We start from the raw sequence: 2636 nt of genomic DNA, 5'->3' as shown, positions 1-2636 counted from the left end.
TTCACTTCTTATTTTTTCCATATAAAATTTTATTTAATCACTAAACCAAGCCGTCGCTTTTAGCGATTTAGTTCTAATCTACTATTGTTTATTAAACTATAGTTTTTAATAACAATTATTATAACATAATTTACAAAATATCACACATGTCATACATACATTAGATCTCTATTTTTTAGTCTTTTATTCTGCTATATGAGTGTTATATATTGCTTTGATAAAGTTTTTAGCCTTTATTATTTCTTTATCTCAGCGAACGAACGTGAGTGGAAATTATATTGATATCAGCCCAAATTGAACATATATTTGTTCCATATGAATATGAAAATTTCTCTGCTTGAGATATTTTAAATTTTTAATAGGGAACCTATATAGATATCGAAACCAAAAGATATACTTTAATCTTTGTGAATTATACTAGAAATTAGATACATGTTTGTGAAAGCGGCATTTGGAATTGAGTTGTTATAGTTCTTAGTTGAAGGTTGTTCCATTTTCTGCTTGTCCTAAACTTGCTTTTGGAGCATGCAGAAATGGGTTCAACCTTCAACTTAGAACTATCTAGCGAAAATTTCATTAGTCCGCTGGAACAAATTTGTATCTAATTTCGGTTTTGATACACATAAATATAATTTAAAATTTGGATATCTATAATTATTTTTCAAAAAGGTATTTACAAATAAAGTTAATAGAGTTATTATTAATACATAGAATCAAATTGATATTATCTAAATGATAAATAGTAAAAAGTTTTCAAATATATAGAGGTGGGTAAGTTGAATCAAGAACTATTAGATAAAAATGAAAGAGAATTTTTAAGTGAATATGATGTAAATATTTATGATAGACCAAGTGTTACAAATGACATTATTATATTTACAACTGGTGATAGGATAGAAGAGAATTCAAGAAAAGTACCAAAGAAGGGAATGCAAATTCTTTTAATTAAAAGAGATGATTATCCTTATAAAGGAAAATGGGCAATTCCAGGAGGCTTTGTTAAAAATGATGAAAGTCTAGAAGATGGAGCACTAAGAAAACTAAAAGAAGAAACAGGAATAGATAATGTATATACTGAGCAATTATATACTTTTGGAGAAGTTGATAGAGATCCAAGGACAAGAGTAATAAGTATCGGAAATATAGCATTAATATCGAAAGAGGATATTAGATTCGGTGATTATAAAGATAGGAAAGAATCAAAGTGGTTTTGGGTAGAAAAGAATTTAATTGATTCTAAAAAAAATGAGACGAATACCATAAATAAATATATTCTGAAATTTGAAAGTGAAGATGAAGAAATAAAATTTAATTATGAAATAATAGAAAAAATAGAAAGAACTATTTTTAGGAAAAAGGAAAATAGTTATAAGACGTTAAATGAAAGTAATTATGAATTAGCTTTTGATCATTATAAAATAATAGATTATGCAGTAGACAGAATTAGAAATAAAATAGAATATACGCCAATTGCACTAAATCTTTTGCCGAGATTATTTACAGTTAAGGAACTTCAAAATGTATATGAAGCAATAATGGGAAGAGAAATCTTGAATTTTAGAAGAAAAATGGAAGATATGATTATAGAAACTGATGAAAAAATAGAAGGGAAACCTTTTAGACCTGCTAAAGTATTTAAATTTAATGAAAACTGGGAACATAATTTCTAAAATAAATTTAAGTTATTAATAAAATTTAATGATAGGGAATTGAGATTTAATATGAGAGGGGATAATTAAATGATTTTTTTAAATGACAAAGAAGTAGAGGTTAAAAAATTTCCTAATGGAGAAAGTTTAATAAACAGCCAAGAGTTAAATATTAAAGAATGGGTAAATACCATTAAGCTCAAATTTGAAAATGATAATGATATAACTCATTTGATATTTTTAAAGGATCATTTGGATGAATTAAATATTAAATGTAATCTTATAATTCCGTATATGCCTTATAGCAGAATGGATAGAACAGAAGGGGTCACTGTATTTACCCTAAAGCATTTATGCAGACTTATTAATCATTTAAATTTTGAAGAAGTATCAATTTATGAACCACATTCAGATGTGTGTGTGGCATTACTTGATAGGGTCAAAGTCATAAACATGTCTGCAATATTAGCAAAAGATTTATTAGAAAAAGTAGATGATAAAAAAGATTCAGTTTACTTAGTTTATCCAGATGCAGGTGCAGCTAAGAGATACGGGAAACAAATTGAATATGAAAAAATATTAACTGCAAACAAAGAAAGAGATTTTAAAACAGGATTTATAAATAAGCTTGAAATAAATGGAACTGTGGAAAGTAAAAATTTTAAAGCTATTATTGTAGATGATTTATGCTCTAAGGGTGGAACATTTATTTTAACAGCTAAAAAGCTTAAAGAAATGGGTGCAACTGAGATTTATTTGGTGGTAACACATTGTGAGGATACAATTTTTGATGGAGAAATTTTAAAGACTGATTTAATTAGTAAGGTAGTTACTACTAATAGCATTTTATCTAAAGAGCATGAGAAGATTGAAATATCCTCTATTGTATAACTTAGGCTTATGCAATAACTTACCGAAATCATAAATATTTTGATTCCGAAAAGCTATGAAAATATTGCTGAAGGTTCTAAGCAGCAGGTTGTATCC

General features: G+C 26.7%; 2 protein-coding genes. Both read left to right on the top strand.

Going from position 1 to position 2636, the window contains the following annotated elements; translation table 11 throughout:
• The first annotated feature begins 776 nt into the window (after window positions 1-776).
• Window positions 777-1670, top strand: a complete 894-nt coding sequence (locus tag ACJDTP_RS27240; RefSeq protein WP_406762985.1) for an NUDIX hydrolase — start codon at window positions 777-779, stop codon at window positions 1668-1670.
• A 69-nt stretch (window positions 1671-1739) separates the two neighbouring features.
• Window positions 1740-2540 (top strand): ribose-phosphate pyrophosphokinase, encoded by an 801-nt coding sequence (locus tag ACJDTP_RS27235; RefSeq protein WP_406762984.1) that lies wholly within the window; start codon window positions 1740-1742, stop codon window positions 2538-2540.
• Window positions 2541-2636 lie beyond the last annotated feature (96 nt).

It is taken from the genome of Candidatus Clostridium helianthi (genome assembly GCF_045310795.1).
Taxonomy (GTDB): domain Bacteria; phylum Bacillota; class Clostridia; order Clostridiales; family Clostridiaceae; genus Clostridium; species Clostridium helianthi.
The sequence above is the reverse complement of the archived record's forward strand: the minus strand, read 5'-3'. Positions and strand labels throughout refer to the sequence as shown.

Excerpts from the sequence above, each read along its gene's own strand:
- ACJDTP_RS27235 (WP_406762984.1), top strand. The coding sequence starts at position 1,740 with ATGATTTTTTTAAATGACAAAGAAGTAGAGGTTAAAAAATTTCCTAAT.